21 protein-coding genes are annotated in these 20968 nt (G+C 73.4%); 17 read left to right on the top strand and 4 right to left on the bottom strand.

The genetic code is table 11. The annotated features are described in order from the left end of the window. The first annotated feature begins 402 nt into the window (after positions 1-402). The 6 genes from ACFXPX_RS38770 (at position 403) to ACFXPX_RS38745 (ending at position 3729) form a co-directional block, all read left to right on the top strand. On the top strand, positions 403-819 hold the full coding sequence (locus ACFXPX_RS38770) for a peptidoglycan-binding protein (RefSeq protein ID WP_380527514.1): 417 nt from the start codon (positions 403-405) through the stop codon (positions 817-819). 25 nt (positions 820-844) lie between these two features. Further along, entirely contained in the window at positions 845-1261 is a 417-nt protein-coding gene (locus ACFXPX_RS38765; RefSeq protein WP_380527511.1) for a peptidoglycan-binding protein, read from the top strand. Between the two features lie 25 nt (positions 1262-1286). Beyond that, entirely contained in the window at positions 1287-1679 is a 393-nt protein-coding gene (locus ACFXPX_RS38760) for a peptidoglycan-binding domain-containing protein (RefSeq protein WP_380527510.1), read from the top strand. Positions 1680-1763: 84 nt separating this feature from the next. Beyond that, entirely contained in the window at positions 1764-2855 is a 1092-nt protein-coding gene (locus ACFXPX_RS38755; protein ID WP_380644724.1) for a peptidoglycan-binding protein, read from the top strand. A gap of 89 nt (positions 2856-2944) precedes the next feature. Further along, a complete protein-coding gene (locus ACFXPX_RS38750) occupies positions 2945-3316 on the top strand; it encodes a peptidoglycan-binding protein (protein WP_380527505.1) in 372 nt (123 codons plus the stop codon). A gap of 47 nt (positions 3317-3363) precedes the next feature. Beyond that, entirely contained in the window at positions 3364-3729 is a 366-nt protein-coding gene (locus ACFXPX_RS38745) for a peptidoglycan-binding protein (protein ID WP_380527503.1), read from the top strand. An 85-nt stretch (positions 3730-3814) separates the two neighbouring features. On the opposite strand, the gene ACFXPX_RS38740 is transcribed toward ACFXPX_RS38745, so the two are convergent. Then, on the bottom strand, positions 3815-4210 hold the full coding sequence (locus ACFXPX_RS38740) for a hypothetical protein (RefSeq protein WP_380527501.1): 396 nt from the start codon (positions 4208-4210) through the stop codon (positions 3815-3817). 352 nt (positions 4211-4562) lie between these two features. Between ACFXPX_RS38740 and ACFXPX_RS38735 the strand changes: the two genes are divergently transcribed. The 7 genes from ACFXPX_RS38735 (at position 4563) to ACFXPX_RS38705 (ending at position 12299) form a co-directional block, all read left to right on the top strand. Next, positions 4563-6515, top strand: a complete 1953-nt coding sequence (locus ACFXPX_RS38735; protein ID WP_380644723.1) for a PhoX family protein — start codon at positions 4563-4565, stop codon at positions 6513-6515. 78 nt (positions 6516-6593) lie between these two features. Next, the gene (locus tag ACFXPX_RS38730; RefSeq protein ID WP_380527498.1) at positions 6594-8438 is read left to right on the top strand and encodes a peptidoglycan-binding protein; all 1845 of its coding nucleotides are present in this window, start codon (positions 6594-6596) and stop codon (positions 8436-8438) included. Positions 8439-8689: 251 nt separating this feature from the next. After that, the gene (locus tag ACFXPX_RS38725; RefSeq protein WP_380527496.1) at positions 8690-9904 is read left to right on the top strand and encodes a hypothetical protein; all 1215 of its coding nucleotides are present in this window, start codon (positions 8690-8692) and stop codon (positions 9902-9904) included. Next, positions 9897-10664 carry a hypothetical protein gene (locus tag ACFXPX_RS38720; RefSeq protein ID WP_380644722.1) on the top strand — a complete coding sequence of 256 codons (768 nt, stop codon included), beginning with the start codon at positions 9897-9899 and terminating at the stop codon, positions 10662-10664. Before ACFXPX_RS38725 ends, ACFXPX_RS38720 begins: the two co-directional genes overlap by 8 nt. A 101-nt stretch (positions 10665-10765) precedes the next feature. Beyond that, positions 10766-11290, top strand: coding sequence for a hypothetical protein (locus ACFXPX_RS38715; protein WP_380644721.1), 525 nt, complete (start codon positions 10766-10768; stop codon positions 11288-11290). 299 nt (positions 11291-11589) lie between these two features. Continuing rightward, entirely contained in the window at positions 11590-11907 is a 318-nt protein-coding gene (locus tag ACFXPX_RS38710) for a heavy-metal-associated domain-containing protein (protein WP_380644720.1), read from the top strand. A gap of 110 nt (positions 11908-12017) precedes the next feature. Next, positions 12018-12299: a metal-sensitive transcriptional regulator gene (locus ACFXPX_RS38705; RefSeq protein WP_380527486.1), complete on the top strand. Its 282-nt coding sequence runs from the start codon at positions 12018-12020 to the stop codon at positions 12297-12299. A 125-nt stretch (positions 12300-12424) separates the two neighbouring features. Here ACFXPX_RS38705 and ACFXPX_RS38700 read toward each other — a convergent pair whose 3' ends face one another. Next, positions 12425-13027, bottom strand: a complete 603-nt coding sequence (locus ACFXPX_RS38700) for a TetR/AcrR family transcriptional regulator (protein WP_380527483.1) — start codon at positions 13025-13027, stop codon at positions 12425-12427. 113 nt (positions 13028-13140) lie between these two features. On the opposite strand from ACFXPX_RS38700, the gene ACFXPX_RS38695 reads away from it, so the two are divergent. Then, positions 13141-14760, top strand: a complete 1620-nt coding sequence (locus ACFXPX_RS38695; protein ID WP_380644719.1) for an FAD-dependent oxidoreductase — start codon at positions 13141-13143, stop codon at positions 14758-14760. Positions 14761-14943: 183 nt separating this feature from the next. Next, a complete protein-coding gene (locus ACFXPX_RS38690) occupies positions 14944-16167 on the top strand; it encodes a cytochrome P450 (RefSeq protein ID WP_380644718.1) in 1224 nt (407 codons plus the stop codon). Between the two features lie 60 nt (positions 16168-16227). On the opposite strand, the gene ACFXPX_RS38685 is transcribed toward ACFXPX_RS38690, so the two are convergent. Beyond that, a complete protein-coding gene (locus ACFXPX_RS38685; RefSeq protein WP_380527476.1) occupies positions 16228-17427 on the bottom strand; it encodes a Dyp-type peroxidase in 1200 nt (399 codons plus the stop codon). A gap of 31 nt (positions 17428-17458) precedes the next feature. Here ACFXPX_RS38685 and ACFXPX_RS38680 point away from each other — a divergent pair, with 31 nt between their 5' ends. Continuing rightward, complete coding sequence (locus ACFXPX_RS38680) at positions 17459-18838, top strand: right-handed parallel beta-helix repeat-containing protein (protein WP_380644717.1); 1380 nt, start codon at positions 17459-17461, stop codon at positions 18836-18838. Between the two features lie 162 nt (positions 18839-19000). Here the strand turns inward: ACFXPX_RS38680 and ACFXPX_RS38675 are convergent, their stop codons facing one another. After that, positions 19001-19474, bottom strand: coding sequence for a MarR family winged helix-turn-helix transcriptional regulator (locus ACFXPX_RS38675; RefSeq protein ID WP_380527472.1), 474 nt, complete (start codon positions 19472-19474; stop codon positions 19001-19003). Positions 19475-19677: 203 nt separating this feature from the next. On the opposite strand from ACFXPX_RS38675, the gene ACFXPX_RS38670 reads away from it, so the two are divergent. Beyond that, entirely contained in the window at positions 19678-20883 is a 1206-nt protein-coding gene (locus tag ACFXPX_RS38670) for an MFS transporter (protein ID WP_380644716.1), read from the top strand. The last annotated feature ends 85 nt before the right edge of the window (positions 20884-20968 follow it).

Here is a 20968-nt window from a genome sequence, read left to right as displayed (position 1 = left end):
CCGCGTACGCGTGGGTGCGGCGGCCGGGGCGCCAGCGGCCCTTGCGGACGGCGCTGGAGAAGACCGCGACCAGGTTCCCCGGAACCCGGGCCCGCGCCCCACCTCACGTCCCACGGAGCGGGGCCGCACCGTGGGACACGTCCCTGGGACTGATGGGACGTCGGAAGACCTTCCGGACGGACCACGGAGTCCGGCAGAGTACGGCAGCGTCCCCGCCGCAGCAGGGTGGCCGCGCGCCGACGGCGCCCACCCGATCCGACGCGTACCGGCAGCACCTCCCGGCCTTCGCCGAGGCCGGTCCCGCGCGGCGGAGCCCGCCCGGGCCCCACACCGCGTACCGCCCGGGGCCGTACGTGCCCGACGGCACGCCGCCCCCGACCACCGTCCCGCAAGGAGAGTCCCATGACCCTGAAGACCATCGGCCGCACCGTGGTGGCGGCGGCCCTCGCCGGCTCGGCGCTGCTGGGCCTGTCCGGCACCGCCAGCGCCGCCCAGGGCGCGCCGTACATCGGCGACGGCTACCCCAACAGCCACCAGGCCGTGTGGTGCGTCCAGCACAACCTCAACCGCTTCATCGACATCACGACCAAGGCCAACCGCCCCGCGCGGCTGGACGAGGACGGCTACTGGGGGCCGAAGACCAAGGCCGCCGTCCAGTGGATGCAGACCGACGCCATGGTCGGCGGCCAGTGGCTCCAGTCCGACGGCATCGTCGGCCCGCTCACCGGATCCCTGATCGTCGGTTACGGCTACCCCGACTCCGTCGGCAGCCCCAGCGCCCCCTGCTGGCAGTACATCCCGACCGTCGAAGGCCCCTGATCAACCGGCGCAGGAGGACTGACGCATGAGCAAGAGGAACTTCGGCCGCGCCGCGGCGGCACTGGCCCTGGCCGGCTCGGCGCTGCTGGGCCTGTCCGGCACCGCCGACGCCGCCCAGGGCGCGCCGTTCATCGGCGACGGCTACGCCAACAACACCCACGCCGTGTGGTGCGTCCAGCACAACATCAACTACTTCCTGAACCGCACCACGCAGGCCGACCGCCCCGCGCCGTTGGCGGAGGACGGGCTCTGGGGCCCGCAGACCAAGTCCGCCGTCCAGTGGCTGCAGGCCCACACCTTCATCAGCGGCCGGTCGCTCCTCCAGGACGGCTACGTCGGCCAGCTCACCGGGAACGCGATCATCAGCGACGGCGACCCGTACTACGTCGGCAGCTACGACGCCTACTGCTGGCAGTACATCCCGACCACCTACGGCCCCTGACCACCCGTACCGCGAGGAGCAACCCATGACCGCGAAGTCCTTCGGTCGCGCCGTGCTGGCGGTGGCCATGGCCGGAACCGCCCTGCTGGGCCTGGCCGGCACCGCCGCCGCCTCCGAGTCCGCCGGCTATATCGGCGACAACCAGACCAACGACTCCACCGGCGTCTGGTGCGTCCAGCACCTGCTCAACGACGTCGCCCGGGCCAACAACCGGGCGACCATCGACGAGGACAGCATCTGGGGCCCGAAGACCAAGGACCAGGTCCAGTGGTTCCAGTCCTTCGTCCACGTGAAGCCGGACGGCATCGTCGGCCCCTTCACCGGCGACAACCTCCTCTACCGCGGTGATGCGCAGTACGGCGGGAAGCACGGCGCCTGCTTCCCCTACATACCCAGCGACTCGGGGCTGTTCGAGTAGCACCCGCCCGTCGAGCACACCGGGCGTCAGGGAGGCTGATCACCGGCCGCCCTGGCGCATCATCACGGAACCGGAGACCCTCCTGTGAGCAGCACCCCCCTCCCCGCCCGGCGCCGGTTGTCGCTGGGCCTGGGCCTGGGCCTGGCCCTGGCGTCCGCGCTGACCGGCCTCGGCGCCTCCACCGCCTCCGCCGCGACCCCGCCGGCCCCGATCCCGATCACCTCCCCGTCCTGCCCGGCCAACCTCCAGCAGGGCGAGGCCGACGGCTGCGTCACCCAGCTCCAGGCGGAGCTCAACCTGACCGGCGCCCACCTCACCGTGGACGGCCAGTTCGGGCCCGCCACCGACGGCGCCGTGCGCACCTTCCAGGGCGCGCACAGCCTCACCGCGGACGGCATCGTCGGCCCGGCCACCAAGTCGGCGCTCGACACGGCGGCCACCGCCGCCTCCGGCACCGTCGACCTCCGCACCCAGTGCGGGAACCTGCAGACCGGGGCGAGCGGGCAGTGCGCCTCGACCCTGCAGACGATGCTGAACACCTTCAACGCGGGCCGCCTCGTCGTGGACGGGCAGTTCGGCCCCGCCACCGACACCGCCGTACGCAACTTCCAGGCCGCCCAGGGCCTGGCCATCGACGGCATCGTCGGCGCCGGCGTCAAGAACGCCCTCTACACCGCCACCCCCGCCCCGCTGCCCAGCGGCCCGATCGACGCCACCAAGGTCCTGAACGCGGCCAAGTCCTACCTGGGCGTCCCGTACGTGTGGGGCGGCGGCCACTCGCTGCGCGGCGAGGGCCCCGGCCCGTCGCTGGGCACCTGCGACGGCTACACCGGCTCGATCCAGCCCTGCCCGGCCAACACCACGGCCGGGATGGACTGTTCGGGCCTGGTCCGGGCCGCCTTCTGGTTCGGCGCCGGCATCGACCTCGCCAACGGCGGCGACACCACCGACCAGACCCTGGACAAGCACCTCACCCCGATCACCGAGGACCAGCGGCAGCCGGGCGACGTCGAGTACTTCGGCACCGACGCCCACAACACCCACCACGTGGTGCTCTACGCCGGCACCGACTCCGCCACCGGCGCGGACATGATGTACGAGGCCAAGGAGACGGGCACCGACGTGCACTACGTCACCCTGCGCACCGGCGGCTACTGGTACCACGTCACGGCCTGACCGCCCGGGGCCGTTCACCCGGCCCGGCCGGCAGGGGCCCCGCCGTCCCACCCCGACCATCGACCTGACCTTTGTGAAGGACAACACCCATGCGTACCAAGCTCGCTGCCATCGCCGCCGGAGCCGTCATGCTCACCGGCCTCGGAATCGGCACCGCCACCACCGCGTCCGCCAGCACCCCCGCCGTGTGCACCCAGTACGGCTACTACAGCGACAACGAGGCGCAGGTGAGCCTCAACGACAGCGGCCCGGAGATCAAGGCGCTGCAGTGCGAGCTCAACTACAGCGTGCGCGGCGCCGGTCTCAAGGTGGACGGGATCTTCGGCAAGAACACCCTCGCCGTCGTGCAGAAGTTCCAGAAGTGCGCCGGTCTCGACCCCGACGGCATCGTCGGCCCGCTGACCTGGAACAGGCTGGACAACCAGAGCGACATCGACACGGCGGCGAACTACATCTGCTGACCCGGCCCGACCGAGTCCTCCCCGTCACGCGTACCGAAGGAAGAACCATGCGCAACAAGCTCGCGGCCGTCGCGGTCGCCACCCTCCTGGCCGCCGGCTTCGGCGTGACCACCGCCGGCAGCGCCTCGGCCGCGACGTCCCCGAGCCAGCTCTGCGGCGGCTACAGCACCAGCGAGCCGGAGCTCTCCCAGGACGACAGCGGTGACGCGGTCAAGGCCCTGCAGTGCGAGCTGTACAACTCCCTCGCCTACCAGGGCCCGGACGTCGACGGGTACTTCGGCCCCAAGACCCTCGCCGCGGTGCAGAAGTTCCAGACCTGCACCGGCCTCAAGCCCGACGGCATCGTCGGCCCGCTGACCTGGGCCAAGCTGGACTACCAGGCCAACTACGGCTCCCGCCCGGTCTGGTGCTAGGGACCGTCGTGGACTGACGAAACGCCCGGCCGGGACCTCCCGGCCGGGCGTTCTCGCGTACGGCCGGTCCGCGGCTCGCGGCCGCTCAGCCAGTGAAGGGGAAGGGCGGCAGGACCCGGCACACGGAGTCCCGGGGCTGCCCGGGTTGCAGCGGCGCGGGGGATCCCATCCCGGTGACGTAGAGCCAGGTCAGGACGGCCGCGGCGGCGAGCAGGGCCGGCAGGCGGTACCGGCGGCTGCTCGGCCGGCGGCCCAGCAGTGCGCCGAGCGCCAGGAGCGCGACGAGCACGACCGTCCACCAGGACACCGTGGCCATCGCCAGGTTCGGGTTGGGCTCGTGGTCCTGGACCAGGCAGTAGTGCCAGGCCGCGAGGACGCGGCTGTTGCCGAACAGCGTGCCGCCCGTGGCCAGGACCAGGGCGGCCGCCGTCCAGGCCGCCCGCCGGATCCAGCCGCTCCGCCGCTCCCGCGCTGACCGCATGCCGCCTCCATGTGCTCTTCCGTCCGTCCGGAACCGTGGATCGCCGGATTCCGGTACCACGATGCCCGTCGGCCCGGCTCCGGTTCCCGTCCCCTGCGTCCCCGCCGTCCCACGCCGTCCCGGGATGGGGCGCCGGAGCATCTGAGACGGATTCAGGATGGCTACGGGGGTCGAACTCGATCTAGGTTCAGGTCCGCGAGACCCGCGGCGATCCGTTCGCTCCGGCCGACCTTTCGCTCCGGCCGACCGGCTGTCGCCGCACGGCCCCCGAGCACGGGACGCGGCGCACGCACCCGGTCCTCTTCAGCCCCGCACCCCGCCCCGGCGGGCCGACTTCCCTTGGGTGGCGACCATGCCAGATCACGACACTCCGCAACCGGAGACAGCACCCCGCCGCACGTTCGACGACGTGGTGGCCGTCGGCCTGTCGCGCCGTCAGGCCCTGACCGGCGGCACCATCGCCCTCGCCGCGTTCCTCGGCCTCTCCGCGTCCCCCGCCTCCGCCGCCCCCGCCGGGCAGCCGGGCACGGCCGGTGCGGCGGCGCACCCGCTCGGCTTCACCGCCGTCCCCGCGAGCAGCGCCGACGCCGTCACCGTGCCCGCCGGGTACTCCGTGCAGGTGCTCGCTCCGTGGGGGCAGGCCGTGCGCGAGAGCGGCCCGAAGTGGCGTGCCGACGGCGGCAACACCGCGGCGGAGCAGGCCGAGCAGGTCGGTTCCCACCACGCCGGCCTGCACTTCTTCCCGGGCACCGACGACTCCCACGGCACCCTGGTGCTCACCCACGAGTCCACCGACGCCGCCCTGCTGTACGGCCGCACCGGCGCGGCGGCCACGGAGGGACGGGTGAGCAAGGAGCAGGTCGCCAAGGCGCTCGCCGCGCACGGCGTCAGCGTGCTGGAGGTGCGCCGCACCGGCGGCACCTGGCAGCTCGCCGACTCCCCGCGCAACGTGCGCGTCACCGGTGCCACGCCCGTCACCTTCTCCGGACCGGTGGGCGCCGACCACCCGGCCCTGCGGACCGGCACACCCGCCACGGGCACGCTCGGCACCGGCGCGCACGGGGTGACCCCGTGGGGGACGTTCCTGGCGGGCGAGCGCAACACCGCCGGCTACTTCGGCACCGACGACCGGACGTGGCGGGCGACCCGCGCCCAGAAGCGGGCCGGCCTCGGCGCCCGCGGCGACGGCCACGGCTGGCACCGCGCCGACGCGCGCTTCGACCTCGCGGTGAACGGCAACGAGGCCAACCGCTTCGGCTGGGTGGTGGAGATCGACCCGGCCGACCCGCAGGCGGCACCCGTGAAGCGCACCGCGCTGGGCCGCTTCCAGCACGTCGGGGCGAGCGTGACCGAGTCCGCCGGCCGGGTCGTCGTCTACAGCGGCGACGACGAGAACGGCGGCTACCTCTACAAGTTCGTCGGTTCGGACAGCTGGTGGCGGCTGCGCTCCCAGGGCCGCAGCCCGCTGGACCACGGCACCCTGTACGTCGCCCGGTTCGAGGACGACGGCACCGGCCGGTGGCTGCCGCTGACCCACGGCCAGGGCCCGCTGACCGTCGCCAACGGGTGGGCCGACCAGGCCGACGTCCTGCTGCGGGCCCGGCTGGCGGCGGACTCGCTCGGCGCCACCCCGCTGGAGCGGCCCCAGCAGACCTCGGTGAGCCCGGACGGGACGGCGTTCTGCGCGCTCGCGAACAGCCCGGGCCTCGGCCACTGCGCCGCCGGCCCGAACGCCCACCGGGCCGCGGTCAGCCCGCGCGCCGAGAACCCGTACGGCCACGTGATCCGCTGGCGCGAGGACGGGACGGCCGACCAGGGCGACGGCCGGGCGACCGGCTTCCACTGGCAGGTCTTCGTGCTCGCCGGCGACCCGGCCCACGACCACCAGGTCCACCTGGACGCCGCGGGCATGTTCGCCTCGCCGAAGAACCTGTGGTCCGACGCCGACGGCCGGCTGTGGATCGGGACCGGCATCCCGGCCTTCGACCAGAACCGGGCCGAGACCGGCCACGAGCACCTGGGCAACAACGCGATGCTGGCCGCCGACCCCGCCACCGGCGAGATCCGCCGCTTCCTGACCGGCCCGCGCGGCGCCGAGATCACCGGCGTGGTCACCACCCCGGACCGCCGCACCATGTTCGTCAACGTCCAGCACCCGGGCGAGCACACCCTCGCCTGGGGCACGCCCACCCAGGACGATCCCCGCGCGGTCAGCAACTGGCCGGACCACGACGCCGGCGGCCGCCCGCGCTCGGCCGTGCTCGTGATCCGGCGGACGGACGGGGGCGTCATCGGGGCCGCGTAGCGCACCCGACGCCCGACTCACCCGACGCCCGCCCCGCCCGTCCTGTCAGCAAGCCCAGCACGACTTCCGGAGAACCAGATGGTCACCATCATCTCGCGCAGTGAATGGGGCGCCCAGCCGCCCAAGACAACCGACTTCGGTCCCTTCTCCCCGTGGGTCGGCGGCATCGTCATCCACCACGAGGGCGGCGGGCACAAGTCCGTCGATCCCCACAGCCAGTGCGCCGCACTGGTCAGGAAGATCCAGGACGAGTCGATGCACCACGGCCTCACCCAGGACATCCGGGAGTGGACCGGCAACGGGGAGCCCGAGTACGACGACATCCCGTACAACTTCCTGGTCTGCAGGCACGGTTCCATCTACGAGGGGCGCGGACTCAACTACCGGTCCGGCGCGAACGGCACCGAGTCGCCCGGGGCCAACTCCGACTACTACGCCGTGATGGGCCTGATGGGCGCCGACGACGACGTGACCCCGGAGATGGTCGCGGGCATCAGGACGCTCTGCGGCTGGCTGCAGAACGAGAAGGGCGCGGGCCTCCGGATCGTCGGGCACACGGACGTCCGCACGGTGACCCACACGGACTGCCCCGGGAAGCTCTACCCGTACGTCAAGGACGGCTCCTTCATCGAGCGGGGCTCGGGCACCGGTGCCGGCCCCGACTCCGACACCCTGCACATCTACTCCCGCGCCCAGTGGGGCGCCCGCCCGGCGAAGGACATCACGCCGGTGGCCATCGGCAACCGCACCGGGTTCACCGTGCACTACTCGGACGGGCCGACCACCCAGACGCTCCGGTCGATCCAGAACTACCACATGGACTCCAACGGCTGGTCCGACATCGGCTACAACTTCCTGGTCGACACCAGCGGCCGGATCTTCGAGGGCCGCGGCTGGTACCTCCAGGGCGCGCACGCCTACGGGGCCAACACCACCCACATCGGCGTCTGCTTCATCGGCGAGAGCGGCGACGCCACCGACATCGCGATGTCCGCGATCCGGTCGATGTACGAGAAGGCCTGCGACATGGCCGGCCACGTCCTCACCAAGACCTACCACGGCATGCTCCCCGGCAACTCCACCGACTGCCCGGGGGCGCAGCTGCGCGCCTGGGTCCAGAACGGCATGCCGGCGCAGGTCCGCCCGATCGACTGGGCGGGCAGCGGCTACACCCCGCCGCCCACCGACTCCAGCGGCGCGAGCGGCGGCGGCATGACCCAGGTGCGGTCGGTCTCCGCCCAGCAGCAGGCGGTCAACGGCCTGGGCTACAGCCCGGCACTGGACGTCGACGGCGCCTGGGGGCCGAAGACGGACGCCGGCGTGCGCTGGCTGCAGAACAAGGTCGGCGTCACCGCCGACGGCCTGTGGGGGCCCGGTACCGAATCGGCGTTCAAGGCCTTCGGGGGCGGCTCGTCCGGCGGCGGCCCCATGACGTCCGTGCGCTCGATAGCGCGCCAGCAGCAGGCCGTCAACGACATGGGCTACAGCCCGGCGCTGGACCTCGACGGCGCCTGGGGGCCGAAGACCGCCGCCGGCGTGCGCTGGCTCCAGGGCAAGGTCGGCACCAACGCCGACGGCCAGTGGGGCCCGGCCACCGAGTCCGCGTACTTCGCGTACATCGACGACGGCGCCGGCCTCACCGTCGACGGCCAGTTCGGCACCCTGACCATCATGGCCGTCCAGCGGGTCTGCGGCTCCACCCCGGACGGCCAGTGGGGGCCCGACTCCAAGCGTTCGCTCCAGCACCACCTCAACGTGTGGGGCAACGCCGGACTGGTCGAGGACGGCGACCCCGGCCCCGCCACCTACCGGGCGCTGCAGACCTTCCTCAACGCCAGCGGCGCCGGCCTCACCGTCGACGGCCAGTGGGGCCCGGCCACCATCAGGGCCCTGCAGAACGCCCTGAACCAGGGACGGTTCTGACCCCGGGGTCCGGCCCGTACCGCAGGCGCCGGGCGATCCTCGCGGATCGCCCGGCGCCTCGGCGCGTCCCCGTCCGCGATCCCGAGAACCCCGGCGGCCCCGCGTTCGTCCTCCCCTCCGAGGCATGGGTGTCCTTCGTCGCCGCCGTCGCGGCCGGCGAACTCCCCACCACCTGAACATGCCTGCGCGAGAAGTCGGCCCGCCCGACGTCCCGCGCACCTCCCAGGGCAGCGAACGGCAGGTAGCAACCGATGGACACGACGACGGACACCACGGGCCACGGCGAAGCACGCTTGGACGATGCGCACAACGTCCTGGTCGCACCGCCGACGGTGCGCAACCTCGACTTCTTCGGGGCGACGATCGGGCCCGAGGACCTCGCCTCCACCGACCTCACCGGGAAGACCCTCTACCTCGCCGGCGACATCTCCGCCCTCGACGGCCGCCGACTCGCCCCCGCCGCCCGCGTGTTCGTCGTCCGGGAGCTCTCCACCGACCACGCCGACGCCCCCTGGCCCGTCGTCGGCCTCGGCCGGGTCCCCGTCCGGGTGCACGGCGCCGGCGTCTACTACCCCCGCTTCTTCGAGCCCGAGGCCGACCACTTCCACCGGGTCCGTGCCGAGCACGCGTTCCAGTCCCTGACCGAGTCCGACAAGCCCGGTTCGGCCCACCGCAGCGGGATCTACCTCACCCCCGTCACCCGCGACGGCGACGACCTGCACTTCCGGCTGCTGCGCTGCTCCACCAACCTGTCCGGCCCGACCGAGAACTTCGGCCCGACCGACACCGACATCGTCGACGCCCTGAACCGCGAGGCCGCCACCGTCTTCCGCGACCACGCGCCGCTGAACCACGTCCTCGCGCAGACCTACCACAACACCCGGGCCACGCCCGGGCGCAAGCAGTCCAAGGCCAAGATCTCGTCCCACGCCGACAAGACCAAGGACATGCCCGCGGACGGCATCATGGCCTTCTGCACCTTCTACGACGGCCTCGACGAGCTCCAGCCCCTGGCCGACGACCCCTTCGACCACGGAACCGGGCGCACCAGCGGCCTGACCAGGCTCCGCTTCCGCCTCAAGGACTCCGCCCGCGAAGCCCACGGGGACGCCCTCCCGGCCCAGTTCGAGCTGACCCTCCACCCCGGGTCGGTCTTCTTCGTGCCGCTGTCCACCAACCGCCTCTACACCCACGAGATCCGGCCCTCGGCCCTGGACGCCGGGCTGCTCCCGACCCGACTCGGCTACGTGGTGCGCTGCTCGAAGACCGAGGCCCTCCACCGGGACGGCCGGACGTTCCTCAAGTCCGCCGGTGAGCTGGTGGAGTTGGAGCCGCCGACCGGGACCGGGACGGACGAGCTGCGCGGGCTGTACGCCGAGGAGAACCGGAGCTGGGCCTTCGTCGACTACGGCGACCGGTTCCGGTTCAGCATGAACACGGGGGACTACCGTGCCCCTCGTGCCTAGCATCGCGGACCAGGTCCGCTCCTACGCCCTGCCCGCCGAGCCGGGACTGTTCGCCGAACTGTCCGGCTCGGCCCTCCTGGAGGAGCTGGGGAAGGGCCGCCGGGGCACCACGCTCACCAGGCCCGACGGGACGGGCGGCGTGCCCCTCGTCCGCACCACCACCCGGTACGCCCACCCGGCACAGCGCTTCCGCCCGGTCCACGAACGGCTGGCACGGCGGATCCAGGAGCACGCCGGGCTCCCGCTCGCCTTCGACAACGCCCTCTTCGAGAGTTACACGAACGCATACACGACCATGGGCGCCCATTCCGACCAGGCCCTCGACCTGGCCGAGGGCTCCTTCATCGCCGTCTTCTCCTGCTACCGGGACCCCGACGCGGGCCCGCCGAGGAGGCTGATCGTCGAGTCGAAGGAGCCGGTCGGCGGCGAACGGTTCGAGCTCCCGCTCACCCACGACGGCGTCATCGTGTTCTCCGTCGAGTCGAACCGCCGCCTCCGGCACCGGATCGTCCTGGACAAGCCCGTCCCCGCGACGGACAACGTGTGGCTGGGCCTGACCTTCCGCACCTCGAAGACCCTCCTCCGGTTCGGCGACGACGGGCACCCGTACCTCCCCCAGGGCGCCCGCCTCACCTCGGCCGACGAGGAGCAGCGCCGCGCGTTCTACCATTTGCGGCGCCGCGAGAACCAGGAGACGGACTTCGTTTATCCCCCGCTGACGTACACCGTCAGCGAGAGCGACCTGCTCCCGCCCGTCTGAACCCGCGCACCAGGCCTCAGTGGTGGCCGTGGTGCTGCTCGTGCCCCGTCGGTCCCTCCGCCTCCGGCGCCCCGCCCATCATCCGCAGCAGCCCAGAACCGATGACACCACTGCTGCGCCGAGTCATCAGGGATGTGGTGGTGCTGCTGGCCGTCGCGCTGCTGCTCCTCTCCTACTCCGCCGGATGGTGGTCCGACCCCGCCGCCGGCACCGCCGCCCCCATGGTCACCGCCACCCGTCCGGAGACGGAGGTGGCCCTTCCGGCCGTGGCGACCGCCGGGGACGCCACCGAGCCGTACCCGCCCAGCACGGTGTCCCTCGCGGTCGGACAGCGGCTCGGCGTCAGGACCACGGGGGGCGCCTTGTCGAAGCTCTGGTACCTCAGCTCGGCCGGCGACGGCGCCGTGCTGCAGAGCGGCCCGGACTTCGTCCTCACCCCCTGCTCGACGAATCCGCCCGTACCCGGCTGCGCCCCGGAGTTCGACCGGACCTTCACCGCCCTGGGAGCCGGGACAACCACGCTGACCTGGGCGTTCGGCAACGCGTGGGACTGCCGGCCCGACGCACCGAACCGTGCGGAGTTGAGGTGCGACGTCACCAAGAGCATCCAGGTCACCGTCCACTGACGCCCGGCCGCTCCTCCCCCGCGCCCAGGGCTTGACCTCGTCGAGGTCGACCGCGCCCGGGGCACGCCTCCTGGGCTGCTCGCCCCGAAGATCCATGACGTGCCGGACATCCCCCGTGCATCTGTCGCACTCCCCTACCGGCGACTGCAGCCACGCGTCCGTCGGACGGCGAAGGGGATCGGCGCCTCTCTGCGTACCCTAGGGGGGTATGGTATGTTCATCATCGAAGCAGCCGCCCGGGCCACTCCGGAAGGCGTCGCCCGCACTGACGACGAACGCACTGACGACAGGAGCACACCATGAGCGAGACCACCGTCACCGTCGAGCCGTCCGCCACCGAGGGCTCCTGCTGCGGCTCGTGCGGCACCGGCGCGGCCGCGGCTCCCGCCGCCACCACCGCCGAGCGCACCGTCCTCCAGGTGGCGGGCATGACCTGCGGCCACTGCGTCGGCGCGGTGACCGCCGAGCTGGAGAAGGTCGCCGGCGTCACCGGGGTCACGGTCGACCTCGCCACCGGCCGGGTCACCGTGGACAGCACCGCCCCGCTGGCCGACACCGAGCTCGCCGCCGCCGTCGACGAGGCCGGATACGACCTGGTCGGCCGGGTCGACGCCTGACGCCCCGTCGGTCCGGGCGTCGGCCCCGCGCCCCGTCCGGACCGATTTCCGCCCCACCGCGCCCCGGTAGAGTGAGGGAACTCCTCACCGCACGGGAACCGGAGGCGGCCATGGCCAGCTACAGCCCCCACAAGGACGACTCCCTCAAGCGGCTGCGCCGCATCGAGGGCCAGATCCGCGGCCTGCAGCGCATGGTCGAGCAGGACACCTACTGCATCGACGTCCTCACCCAGGTCTCCGCGGCCAGCCGCGCGCTCCAGTCCTTCGCGCTGCAACTCCTGGACGAGCACATCGAATGCTGCGTCCGCGACGCCATCGCCGAGGGCGGCCAGGAGGCGAACGCCAAGATCCGCGAGGCCAACCAGGCCATCGCCCGCCTGGTCCGCTCCTGACCCGGACTCGAACCCGGGCCCACCCGCACCGACGCCCTCCGGCGGCACACCGCCGCCGGAGGGCGTTCGTCATTACGGGGTAGGGGTATCCGCGGGCATCCGAGGGCATCCGGACCCGGCGGGCCCTACCGGCCGACCGGCGCCCCGAGCAGCGGCAGGACGATCTCGTCCAGCACCTCGTCGATCACCCGGTCGGCCGGCACCGAACCGCCCATCAGGAAGGCGTCGCGCAGCAGGTCCAGCGGCAGTGAGACGACCCGCGGGGTGAGCCGGGCCGGGTCGACCTCACCCCGGTCGGCGGCCCGGTGCATGATCGCGGCCAACGCGTCCACCGGCCCCGGCGCACGGAGACCCAGGTGGAAGACGAGGCGCAGTTCGGGGACGCGCATCAGGTCGACCAGGAAGCCGTGGACGGCGTCGGTCGGCAGGTCGTCGAAGCGGTGCAGCAGGCCGCCCAGCAGGATCGCCAGGTCGGTGCGCAGGTCGCCGGTGTCCGGGGGCTCCCGGTAGTCGGGGGCGTTGCGGCCGAGGGCGGCGACCACGAGTTCCACCCGGTTCGGCCAACGGCGGTAGAGCACCGGCTTGCTGGTGCGGGCGCGGGCGGCGACGCCGTCCATGGTGAGCCGGTCGTAGCCGTGCTCGGCCAGTTCGGCCCAGACGGCGTCCAGGATCGCCCGTTCCAGTTCGTCCCCGCGCCTCCGCGGGGCGCCCGCTCTGCCGCTCGCCACCGGTTTCCGCACCCGACCCTCGTAGATACGTTGCGTTTCCTATCGAGGGCAGTCTACAGTCGGAAACAGGAAACGCGCCGTATCTTATGACCGAATGGACAGGGGCGTCCGCCATGCGCGCTGCACTCTCGCACGACTCCACACCCACCACCGACGTCCTGATCGTCGGCGCCGGCCCGGTCGGGCTCACGCTGGCCATCGGGCTGGCCCGGGCCGGCGTCGACTGCCGGATCATCGAGCGGGACGACGCGTTCCGCACCGCCGGCGTCCGCGGCAAGGGCGTCAACCCGCGCACCCTGGAGGTGTTCGACGACCTCGGCGTGGCCGCGCGGATCCTCGACCGGGGCGTGCTCAACCTCGGGATCCGCACCTACGAAGGCGCCCGGCTGGTCCACGAGTTCGACCCCGGGGCCACCCGGCTGCCGACCCCCGACCGCCCGTACGCCGGCACGCTGATGATCGCCCAGCACCAGACCGAGGCCGTCCTGCGCGACCGGCTCGCCGAGTACGGCGTCAGGGTCGAGACCGGCAGCGAACTGACCGACTGCGTCCAGGACTCCGACGACTCCCGGCACGCCGACGACGCCCGCGACACCGCCGGCGTGCTCGCCACCGTCCGACAGGGCGACCGGACGGCGCAGCTGCGCGCCCGCTTCCTGATCGGCTGCGACGGCGGCCGCAGCACCGTCCGCAAGCTGGCCGGCATCCCCTTCCTCGGCGAGACCTGGGAGGAGGAGCGCTTCCTCATGGCCTCGATGGACCTGGACGGCCTGGACCCCGACCACATGCACCTCTGGAACCACCCGAAGTTCGGCGGCGGCGCCATGGCGATCGTCCCGATGCGGCAGGACGGCAAGTGGGCGGTGCACGCCGCCGTCGACCCGGACGAGCACGGCGAGCTGCCCGCGCCCACCCTGGAGACCTTCCGCCGGCTCTTCGCCGAACGGGCCGGGCTGCCCGGGGTCCTGATGCACGAGCCGATCTGGTCCACCGTCTGGCGCCCCACCGTCCGGCTGGTCGAGCGCTACCGCGACGGCCGGGTGCTGCTCGCCGGGGACGCCGCCCACTGCCAGTCCGCGGCGGGCGGCCAGGGCATGAACACCGGCATCCAGGACGCCCACAACCTGGCCTGGAAGCTCGCCGCCGTGCTGCGCGGCGCGCCCGAGGAACTGCTCGACAGCTACCAGGAGGAGCGCCGGCCGATCGCCCGGGCCAGCCTCGACGCCACCTCCGCCCATCACAAGGCGGCGTTCCAGGGCGGCGGCGCCACGGTGATGGCCGAACAGTTCCGCACCCTGGCCGTCCAGGACACCGACCTCACCGGGCTCTCGATCGACTACCGCGGCGGCCCGCTCGGCCGGGACCTGGACGACACCACCGGCATCCGGGCCGGCGACCGGGCCCCGGACGCGCCCTGCACCACGGCGGACGGCACGCCGGTCCGGCTGTTCGACCTGTTCCGCGGCCCGCACTTCACCCTGCTGGCCTTCGGCGCCCACCCGGCCCCGGCCGACCCGTCCGCCCGACCCGCGCTCCAGGGCCTACAGGACTTCCCGGACCTCCCCGGCCTGCGGGTCGCCGCCGTCCGCGACCCCGACGGCCACGCCGCCCGCGCGTACGGCCTGCGCGGCGACGCCGTGGTGCTGGTCCGACCGGACGGGTACGTCTCGCTCACCGGCACGACCGTCGACCGGACCACCCTCGCCGAGCACCTGCGGGCCTTCGCCGTCTGACCCGACCGCCCCGGCTCGGCGCGCACCCCCGGGCGGGCGGGCAGGCGTCGAGACCGCCCGGGGAGGGGTCGGGGGCGTAGCATCGGGCCGAAACGGGAAAACCCTCAGAAGGTTCCAATTCCCGCAGAAAATATGACAGTTGGACGCCCGTGCCCCGCAGCGCCGCCGACCCCGAAGGGTTCCATGTCCTCCCCCGCAGCCGACACCGCAGCCAGCACCGACACCACCACCACCACCCCGCTCCCGCCGCTCCACCGGCTCCCCTTCACCCCCGCCCAGCCGCCGCACCCGACCACCCTCCCGGACGGCACCCCCGCCTGGCTCGTCACCCGCTACCACGACGTCCGGCAGGTCCTCGGCGACCCCCGTGTCACCCGGACCGACCTGCATGAGGTCGGGGCCGTCGGCGCCCTCTCCGACGTGGCCGCCAACCCCGCGTCCCTGTTCAACCAGGACGGCGCCGCCCACCGCAGTCTGCGCGCCACCATCCAGAAGGCCTTCACCCCGCGCTCCATCGCCGCCTGGCAGCCCTTGATCGCCGACGCCGTCCAACAGGCCGTGGACGCGGTGGTCGCCGCCGGGCCGCCCGCCGACCTGGTCACCGCCCTCACTCGGCCGGTGCCGTTCACGGTCACCGCGCGGCTGATGGGGCTCGACGACACCGGACCCGAGCGCGTGGACGAGGAGCAGCTGCACCGCTGGGGCCTCGCCGTCCTCGCCCAGGGTGGCGACGCGGCCGAGGACCACAGCGGAGCGATCGCGGAATTCAGCTCCTACACCGTCGAGTTGATGGAGCGCCGACGCCGCGATCCGGGGGACGACCTGGTCAGCCGGATCGTGGTCGCCGCCGATCAGGACGGCAGCGTCCCGGAGGAGTCGCTGGTCCACCTCGTCTGCGGGCTGGCCGCCAGCGGCAACGAGAGCATCGTCGGCATCCTCGGCAACGCCCTGGCCTACCTCCTCGGCGAGCGCCCCGACCACTGGCCCCGGCTCGTCGACCCCGACATCACCGAACGCACCACGGAACGCCTGCTCCACTTCATCCCGCTCGGCGACGACGAGGCCACCGTCCGCCGCGCCACCGGCCCGATCGAACTCGGCGGTGCCACCATCCCGGGCGGCGCCGTCGTCGCCATCAGCCTCGGCAGCGCCAACCGCGACCCCGCCGTCTACTCCGACGGCCTCGACGCCGACCTCGACCGGCCCCTCGACGCCCCCACCCTCGCCTTCAGTTCCGGCCCGCACTACTGCATCGGCGCCTGGCGGGTCCGCCTCGAACTGCGCGAATCGCTCCGTCGGCTGGCCACCGCCCTGCCCGGCCTGCGCCTCACCACCCCGCTGGAGCAGCTGAGTTGGCAGCTGGGCAGCACCACCCGCAGCCCGGCCGCGATCCCGGTCGCCTGGTGAGGCCGTCCGTCCGACCGCCTGCCCGACCGCGCGCCCCGTCCCCTCACCCCCACAACCCCGTCACCCCCACAACCCCTCGCCCAGCACCCCGCCCTCCCGCACCCCCGGCAGTACGTAGGCCACCGCGGAAGCCGTGTGCACCAGGAAGGGGTTGAGCGCGTCCTTGGCCGCCAGCCGGTTCTGCACCCGGGTGAACTGCGCCGGGTCCCGCACGAAGGCGCAGAACAGCAGCCCCCGGTCGTCGGGGGCATCGTCGTAGCTGTAGCCGCGCCGCAGCATCCGGGCGCCGGAGTCGAGCCGGGGGCTGCTGAGCCGGACGTGGGCGCTGTTGGGGATGACGTACGAGCCGTCCGGGTTCTTGGCGTAGATGTCCGGGTCCTCGTGCTCGGCCGTGCCGGTGAGCGGGGCGCCGTCGCCGCGCCGGCGGCCCATCGCCAGGTCGCGCCGGTCCTCCGGGAGGGCGGCGAACCCGGCGGTGTCCATCCGGATCCGGCGGTAGACCAGGACGGTGCCGTGCTCGTACGGGCCGGGCGGGCCCCAGACCCACTGCTGGGCCTCGGCCGGGGCGGGGTTGGCGGTGCCGTCCTTGTAGCCGAAGAGATTGCGCGGGGTGGTCCCCGGGGGCGTGCGCGGCAGGAAGCCGGGCTGGCTCCAGCGCACCGTCGCGCCCGCCGACTTCGCCGCGCCGCCGAGGAGTTCGGCCACCACGGTGAGCGGCCAGCGGTCCGCGGCGCACAGCTGGACCACCAGGTCGCCGCCGCCGCGCGCCTGGTCCAGCCGGTCCCCGGGGAAGGCCGGGAGCTCCGCCAGCGCGGGCGGGACGTTCAGCCCGAGCCGGGCGGCCGCGCCCGGACCGACCCCGACCAGGCTGCTGAGCCGCGCCGGTTCGCCGTCCCGCAGCCGGGGATCGGCCGGGCCGGCGCCCGCCGCATCGGCCAGCACCCCGGTCAACTCCCCCAGCAGGGAGCGCAGTGCGGTCCGCCCGTCGGAGGTCGCGGCGGGCGCCAGGTCCAGGGCAAGCAGCAGGGTGGCCGGCTGCTGCGGGGCCGTCACCCCGGCCTGCCGGTCCCCGTGGAACGGCGTCTGCGGCACCGCCGGGGGCGGCTGCGGTGCGGCGGCCGGCCCGCGGCCCAGGGCCACGGCCCCCGCGCCGACCCCGGCGGCCAGCACCGCGCCGCCGCCCGCGATCAGCGTCCTCCGGTCCACCCCGCCCCTGGCGGCCCCCGGCTGTTTCCGCGCCTTTCCGGTTTCGGCATGCATGACCGACATTGGAGACGATAGAACACCCCGTATGCAACTTTTGACTGTCCGTCAATCCGCCTCCGAAGCACCGCAGCGCCGCCGCCCGAGCCGTCCGCACCGCCCGCGCGGCCGGGTCCGTGCCCTCCCCGCCCTGGTGGTCGCCGCCCTCGCCCTGGCCGGCTGCTCCTCCACCGGCGCCCCCTCCTCGGACGCCCGGCACCCGGAGGGCACCGTGGTCCGCGTCCCGCAGGACTTCCCGTCCGTCCAGAAGGCCGTGGACGTCGCCCGCGAGGGCGACACCGTCCTGGTCTCCCCCGGGACGTACCAGGAGAGCGTGCGGATCACCAGGCCCCGGATCGTGCTGCGCGGCACCGACCGCAACGCGGTGGTGCTGGACGGCGGCGTACGGCTGGTCAACGGGGTCACCGTCACCGGCGCCGGCTCGGTGGTGGAGAACCTCACCGTGCACGGCTACCTCGCCAACGGCGTGCTGTTCACCGGCGTCACCGACGAGAAGCTCCAGCAGCGCGGCGCCGGCGGCTCCGCCTACAACCCGCTGGACACCACCCGCTTCCCCGCCCTCCAGGGCTTCCGGGCGACGCGGGTCACCGCCTACAACAACGGCCTGTACGGGATCTACGCCTTCGACGCCCGGGCCGGGGTCATCGAGGACTCCTACGCCTCCGGCGGCGCCGACTCCGGCGTCTACGTCGGCCAGTGCAAGCCCTGCGACACCCTGGTGCGCGGCAACACCGTGGAGCGCAACGCGGTCGGCATCGAGATCACCAACGCCTCGGACAACCTCTGGTTCCTCGGCAACCGGGTGGTCGGCAACCGGGTCGGCGTCACCGTCAACTCCAACGACCTGGAAGCCCTCGCCCCCCAGCACGGCGCCGTGATCGCCGGGAACGCCGTCACCGACAACAACGCCTCCGACACCCCCGAGCAGGCCGACGGCGGCTTCGGCATCGGCATCGGGATCGGCGGCGGCACCGCGAACCGGGTCGAGCGCAACCTGGTCAAGGGCAACCGCTCGGCCGGCGTGATCGTCACCGACCCGCCCGGGCACCCGGCCGCCGGCAACCTGGTCAAGGGCAACCGCACCGAGGGCAACGGCGTCGACCTGGTACTGGCCTCCGCCGACCCGGGCAACTGCTTCACCGGCAACCAGCCCGCCACCCAGAGCCCGGACGACCTGGAGGCGCGGGCCGCCTGCGAGGCGCAGAGCCGCAGCCCGCTCACGGCCGGCCGGGCCGCGCCGGTCCAGGCCCCGCCCGGCGTGCCGTTCAACCAGGTGCAGGCGCCGCCCGCCCAGCCCTCGCTGCCGGATCCCAACGCCCCCGCCCGCCCGGCCACCGACCTGCCCGGCCCGGTCGACCCGGACGCCTACCCGCTCCCGGCGACCGCCGACGCCGTCCTCCCGCACTGACCCGCGGCCGCGGCGCGACGGCCGCCCCGCACGGAGCACGGGCGGGCCCACGGCACACCGAGTGCCGCGGGCCCGCCCGACGCCGTTCCGGGCCCGGGGCCGGCACGCCGACCGCCCGGGCCGCTCAGGGCCGCCCGGGCCGCTCAGGTCCACCCGGGCCGCTCAGGGCCGCCGCAGCGGCGCGGGCGGGTCGACCGCCTCGACGGCCGAGACCAGCGGGGCCAGCTCGGGGTTGCGGGCGGCCTGGTCGAGCGCCTCGCGCAGCGCGGCGTCATTGGTCGGCCGGGCCTGCGCCAGGAGCCGCAGGCCGTCCTCGCTCACGTCGGTGTAGATGCCGCGGCGGTCGGTGGGGCACAGGTAGCGGGCGAGCAGCCCGCGGTCCTCCAGCCGGGAGACCAGCCGGGTGGTGGCGCTCTGGCTGAGCACGACCGCGTCGGCGACCTGCTTCATCTGGAGGTGGCCGCCCTCGCCGTCGTGCTGGCGGCTGAGCACGTCGAGCAGCGAGTACTCGCGCACGCTCAGGTCGTGCTCCGCCTGGAGGGCGCGCTCGATGTGCGCCTCGATCCTGCCGTACAGGACGTACAGGGCGGCCCATCCGTTGGCGAGGGCGGTCAGCGCGGGGTCCGTGGCGGTCATCGGCACGGTCTCCTTCCAGGTACGGGCCGGGTGCGAGCCAGGTACGGGCCAGGTGCGGGCCGGGTACCCGGCCGGGCACGAGCAGGCCTCCAGTTTAGGCCTCGGGCATGCCGACGGTTATTGCCCGCATTTGCACATAGCCCGCGCTTGCAACTATTGTCGAGGCACGTAAGGCGCACTAGCAATCGCACGGAGGTCGCGCCATGCCCCTCGCACTCCTCGCCCTGGCCATCGGGGCCTTCGGGATCGGAACCACCGAGTTCGTGATCATGGGCCTACTGCCCCAGATCGCGGACGACTACGGCGTGACCGTCCCCACCGCCGGCCTACTGGTCACCGGCTACGCACTCGGCGTGGTCATCGGCGCCCCGCTGATGACCGTGCTCGGCACCCGGATCAGCCGCAAGACCATGCTCATGCTGCTGATGGGCCTGTTCGTCATCGGCAACCTGCTGTCCGCCGCCGCCCCCAGCTTCCCGCTGATGCTCGCCGGGCGGATCGTGACCTCGCTGGCCCACGGCGCGTTCTTCGGCATCGGCTCGGTCGTCGCCGCCGAACTCGTCGCCCCGCAGAAGAAGGCCGGCGCCATCGCCACCATGTTCACCGGGCTCACCGTCGCCAACATCGTCGGCGTCCCGCTGGGCACCTTCATCGGCCAGGCCGTCGGCTGGCGCACCACCTTCACCGGTGTCGCCGCCCTCGGACTGCTCGGCCTGCTCGGCATCGGCAAGCTCGTCCCCAGCCTGCCCCGCCCCGAAGGCGCGCACCTGCGCGGCGAGTTGACCGCCTTCCGCAACCCGCAGGTGCTGCTCGCGATGGCGATGACCGTCCTCGGCTTCGGCGGCGTCTTCGCCGCGATCACCTACATCGCCCCGATGATGACCGACACCGCCGGCTACTCCGAGGGCGCGGTCACCTGGCTGCTGGTGCTGTTCGGCGTCGGGATGTTCCTCGGCAACCTGCTCGGCGGCAGGTTCGCCGACCGCAAGCTGATGCCCCTGCTCTACACCACCCTCGGCGGCCTGGCCGTCGTCCTGGCCCTGTTCACCCTCACCGCGCACGACAAGGTCGCCGCCGCCGTGACGATCCTGCTGGTCGGCGCCCTCGGCTTCGCCACCGTCCCCCCGCTGCAGAAGCGCGTCCTCGACCAGGCCCACGGCGCCCCCACCCTCGCCTCCGCCGTCAACATCGGCGCCTTCAACCTCGGCAACGCCCTGGCGGCCTGGCTCGGCGGCCTGGTCATCTCGGCCGGCCTCGGCTACACCGCCCCCAACTGGGTCGGCGCCCTGCTCACCGCGGCCGCCCTGCTGCTCGCCCTCTGGTCCGCCGCCCTCGAACGCCGCGACCAGCACCGGTCCGCCGCCACCCCCGGCGGCTCCCCCGCACCGCTGACCCCCGCCCACCACTGACAGTGAGGATGTTCATGAGCGGTTCCCGGGCAGGTCTGACTCAACCTCTGACTGACCTCGGGTCCTCAACCGGATCTGTCGGCCT

Origin of the sequence: Kitasatospora sp. NPDC059146, from assembly GCF_042786665.1 — a bacterium.
GTDB lineage: Bacteria > Actinomycetota > Actinomycetes > Streptomycetales > Streptomycetaceae > Kitasatospora.
Note: the sequence above shows the minus strand (reverse complement) of the source record. Positions and strands in the feature narration are given on the sequence as shown.